Annotated in this window: 5 protein-coding genes and 1 pseudogene; 1 reads left to right on the forward strand and 5 read right to left on the reverse strand. The window is 64.9% G+C overall.

Annotated features, from left to right (window positions below):
- From Q9Q40_12090 to Q9Q40_12105, 4 genes and pseudogenes are all read right to left on the reverse strand, one after another.
- Nucleotides 1–231 (reverse strand): hypothetical protein (locus Q9Q40_12090; protein ID MDQ7007963.1); only part of this gene is annotated, 231 nt, incomplete at its 3' end.
- A 609-nt stretch (nucleotides 232–840) separates the two neighbouring features.
- Nucleotides 841–1134: pseudogene (locus Q9Q40_12095) on the reverse strand (GIY-YIG nuclease family protein).
- A 74-nt stretch (nucleotides 1135–1208) separates the two neighbouring features.
- Nucleotides 1209–1604 carry a type II toxin-antitoxin system VapC family toxin gene (locus Q9Q40_12100; protein ID MDQ7007964.1) on the reverse strand — a complete coding sequence of 132 codons (396 nt, stop codon included), beginning with the start codon at nucleotides 1602–1604 and terminating at the stop codon, nucleotides 1209–1211.
- Complete coding sequence (locus Q9Q40_12105) at nucleotides 1601–1837, reverse strand: hypothetical protein (protein MDQ7007965.1); 237 nt, start codon at nucleotides 1835–1837, stop codon at nucleotides 1601–1603. Before Q9Q40_12105 ends, Q9Q40_12100 begins: the two co-directional genes overlap by 4 nt.
- Before the next feature lie 272 nt (nucleotides 1838–2109).
- On the opposite strand from Q9Q40_12105, the gene Q9Q40_12110 reads away from it, so the two are divergent.
- A complete protein-coding gene (locus Q9Q40_12110) occupies nucleotides 2110–3438 on the forward strand; it encodes a flippase (protein MDQ7007966.1) in 1329 nt (442 codons plus the stop codon).
- A gap of 508 nt (nucleotides 3439–3946) precedes the next feature.
- Here the strand turns inward: Q9Q40_12110 and Q9Q40_12115 are convergent.
- Nucleotides 3947–4222: a transposase gene (locus tag Q9Q40_12115; protein MDQ7007967.1), complete on the reverse strand. Its 276-nt coding sequence runs from the start codon at nucleotides 4220–4222 to the stop codon at nucleotides 3947–3949.
- Nucleotides 4223–4326: the final 104 nt, after the last annotated feature.

Below are 4326 nucleotides of genomic sequence, written 5' to 3' on the forward strand. Positions count from 1 at the left end.
GAGGATCGAGATCATGGCCGGATCCGAGGTCTCCCGGTTCAACTCGATCCAGTCCCACGCCCCGGACCCGGCGAGGGGATCGCGCGCCGTGAACACGATCTGCTGCGCCGGCGTGCCCTGCGCCACCAGGCGACCCTCCGCCTTGATCCAGTACGGTCCCGCCACCTCGACACGCACCCCGGGGTCGATGGTCAGGGTCGCAGTCGAGCAGATCGTGACATCCCCTTCCACAACATAAGGGGACCCGCCGAGATTCCAGACAGTGTCCTCACAAATGGTTCCTCCCGGAACACTGGTCTGTGCGGAGGAAGATCCAGCGGCAGTGGCAAGCAGGATCACGGCAAGTAGCGGTACCGAACGGCTTCCTGAAACGACCATTCCCCTTACGCCCCTTTCAGCTCTTGTTCCGGTTGGACCCACTGCCCGCAGAAGCAAAAACAGTGCCAGCCAACAAGGCCGTTGACCCAATGCACGCGAGGCCCGCCGCGCACGACTTCGACGCCGTGACGGACGTGGCCCCGTTGCAACCGGCCGTGTGGCAAAGAGCTCGGACAGCGAGCTACCCGGCGTGTGCAGCCCTGGCCATCGCGCGAGAGATGCCCCCTCCCCGCAGTCGTTCATCCCGGTGTATCACGACGGAGACAGAACGACCGCCATAGCCTCAGGGGAGAGACATACCCCGCGGCCCTGTTGCGGAGTCATCCTGGTCGTAGTCATCGAGAACCGGTCCAGCGGGCAGGCGCTCCCCGGCCGGCGCGACAGTTGGCATCAGCGGCGGCGCGACGGGGGGGGCGGGCCATCCCTTCGCTCGGGAGGCTTCATTTTTCGGCCCCAGGTGTAGTCGATGAACGCCGCCTCGACTTCGAAGGCGGTTCTCTCATCCATGCCGTGGCGGTGAATGAGAGGGGCAACCTCGAACCCGGCAAGCCGTATTTCCCGGATGCGCCTGAGCTTGTTATCGATCTCGTCGCCTTCGAGTCCCTTCTCGGCACGGATGTGACTGAACACGCAATTGCCCTAACCCTTGCCGATGTAGAAGGTCTCTCCATTTCGAGGATCGATGAGCCGGTAGACGTAGGTCTTCAGCTTTCGCGCGCCCCCTGTCGGAAACGACTCCACTTCCCGCGTTTTCATATTCATCCTGGACCGAACCCCATGTCAGGCCTTTCGCGGAGCGCCCGCGCCGCCCGGCGCTTGCTCCGAATGCCTTACGGCTCCTCGCAGCGCAAGGCGGGAACTTTCCGGAACTTCCGGACGGCAGGGGTGAGGAGGGTGGCGTCGTGGACGAGAACCGTCGCGGCCACGATCAGATCGTGCGGCCGGAGACCGGTCTCCCGCGGCTCGAGGGTGAGGCGAAGGGCCGCGTGGCGTGCCGCCGCGCGGGCGTCGAACGGGACGATCTCGAAGGGGAACAGAAAGCGTTCGACGACTGGCAGAGCCCGTTCCCGCCGGCGACTCTTTTCTGCGGCCAGCAGAAGCTCGGCGTGAACGATGGCGGGAATCTTGATCGCGGAAGGCGTCAGCCCCTGGAGCCGCTTCACCAGGGTGGGGGCGCGGCCCGCAAGAGCGTCGAGGCAAATGGCGGTATCGAGGAAGAAGTTCATCCGCCGGTCTTCCTCCCGTGCGGGTCCTCGCCCCCTCTGCCCTGGGCCGGGGGCTCCAGGTCGTCCGCCGGAAGGCTGCCGAAGAGGTCGAAGTAATCCCGCGGCCAGGTCTGCTCCAGGCTCCGGCTGAGAGTCGTGACCACCCAGCGGGAGACGGAGAGGTGGGCCTGCCGTGCGGCGGCTTCGATTTTCCGGCGCGTCTCTTCGTCGACGTAGAGCGTCAGTTGCGCCATGGGTTGTCCTCCCGGGGGTTTTGCATCCGGCCGCCGGCAAGTATACGCCCACATATACTCCCCTCCCAGGTCCAGCCCTCGCCGCGCTCCCGCCCGGAACGGGGGGCGCACCTTCCATGGGCCCGCGCCACGCCCGCCCCCCGCCGCTCTGGATCGCGGATACGACCCCGGCTAGACTCCCGGAAACCTGCCGCCGGAGCCACCTACGAGTGAACCCAGAGCCCCCACGTCGCACCCCGCTGACTCGCGCCCGGCAACGGTTCGAGGCTTTCATGGCCCACGACGGCCTGATGCACCGCGTGGCGCGGGGCACCGCCATCGTCGCCATCCTCCAGGTCGCCGGCATGGCACTGGGCTACCTGGCCCAGGTGGTCCTGGCCCGCCTGCTCGGTACCTACGAATATGGCATCTACCGTTATGCCTTCTCGTGGATCACCCTGATCGGAACCCTCGCCTGCCTCGGCTTTCCCACGGCGCTGCAACGCTACATCCCCCAGCACGCCGGCGACAAACAGTGGGGCCTGCTCAAAGGACTGATCCTCGGCTCGCGGCTGCTGGTGATGGGCGCAGGCCTCCTGGCAGCCGCCCTCGCCGCCGCGGTCTTCCACCAGGCAGCCGGCCGATGGCTCGACCCCGCACAGGCCCGGGCGCTGATGATCGGCGCCTGGATCATTCCCATCTTCGCCCTCTTCGTCCTCAACACCCAACTGGCCCGCTCTTTCCATCGCATGACCGTGGCCTTCCTGCCCTGGAACATCGGGCGTCCCGCGGCGGCCCTGCTGGCGGCCGGAAGCCTCTACTGGCTCCTCGAGCCGACCGGGCTCGACGCGCTGCTGGCCTTCGGCGGCTGTCTGGCGGTTTTCATGCTGCTTCAGTGGGCGTGGGTTTGGCGCGCCTACCCCGAGCCGGCCCGCCTAGCCCCCACCGCCTGGGCCTGGCGCCCATGGCTGCAAGTGGCCCTGCCGCTGCTGCTGATGACCGGATTCGGCATTCTGCTCAACCAGCTCGGCGTCCTGATGGTCGGCTCGATGCTGGGCCCCGCCGACGCCGGTATCTTCGCCGTCGCCACCCAGCTCGCCACCCTGGTCAGCTTCTTTCTCGGCTCCATCAACAACGTCGTCGCGCCGCGAATCTCCGAGCTGTACCACGCCGGCAACAACGCGGACCTCCAACGCATGCTCTCCACGGTGGTGCATTGGATCTTCTGGCCCTCGCTGCTGGTGGGCCTGGTCCTGGTCGTCGCGGCCCGCCCCATTCTTTCGCTCTTCGGCCCGGATTTTGCCGCGGGCGCCGCCCCCTCCGTCCTGATCATTCTCGTGGCCGGTAATCTCGTCAACGCCGCCGCCGGATCCGTCGGCCTCATCATGAACGTCACCGGCCACCAGAACCTCAACGCCGTCGTCTATGGAAGCAGCGCCGCCTTGAATGTCCTGCTGAACATCCTCTTGCTTCCCCGGTACGGTGTCGCCGGCGGCGCCGCAGCCATGACGGCCACGATGATCCTGTGGAATGTGCTCCTAGTCTGGATCGTTGCCCGCCGGCTGCGGCTGCACCCTTCGATTTTTAGCGCTTGGAGGAACCATGGCAGGCCGGGACGCTAAGTTATCGAGCGGCGCCCTCTCCGCCAACATTCGTGAGCCACTTCGGTTCCCTTGAATCTTTGCAGAAAAGGGCGAATTGGAGGTCCCGTATTGAAGCACAAGGCGATTACTGGTTCTCCTGGCCGCGCGCCTTCGACTAAAGGGAAGACCGAGCGAAGCAAGAGCCTCGCTTCCGGAAAAGGCACGCGGCCCGCGGCCGATCCGGAGGTCGTGCCCGAGCCCCAGCGGCGGCGATTCTCGCCGTCGTACCCGCCACCGCATCAGTCGTTGCACCCGCTTCCGATTGACCTCGAATCCCTCCCGGCAGAGGTGGACGGCCATTCGCCGACTGCCGTAGAATGCTTGGCTCAGATGGACCTCGTCAATCCGTCGCATCCGTCGTAGGTTCAACTCGGTCTCCGCCCTCGGCTCGTAGTAGTAGCTCGATCGTGGCAGCCCAAGCAGCTCGCACTGCCGAACGATACTCAACTCGTGGCTCGGCTCGATCAGACGCGCTACTCCGCGTTAGTCAAGACCAGATTTTTTTCAGAAAATCGTTTTCGACCTTCAACCGACCGATCATCGCAAACAGCTCCTCGATGAGCTGTTCCTGACAAGCGTCCGCCGAACTGACCCCATCCTCGAAGAGGTCAGGGAGATGGTCGAGCAGCTGGCTCTTCCACCGCGCCACATGCCTCGAATGCACAGCGTGCTTCCGGCAGATCTCTGCCACCGTCTTGTCGCCCCGGACAGCGTCCAGCGCCACCCGCGCCTTGAACTTCGGTCCGTGCTTTCTCCGTTTCATCGCCTATTTTAGGGATGATCCAGCGTACCGGTGACGTTGTTATTCAGATGCTGGAAAATGTAAAGCAAGCCACGATAGAGCCTTTGATTATGAAAACAGTAGAG

This window comes from Acidobacteriota bacterium (assembly GCA_030949985.1).
In the GTDB taxonomy this organism is placed as follows: Bacteria; Acidobacteriota; Polarisedimenticolia; order J045; family J045; genus JALTMS01.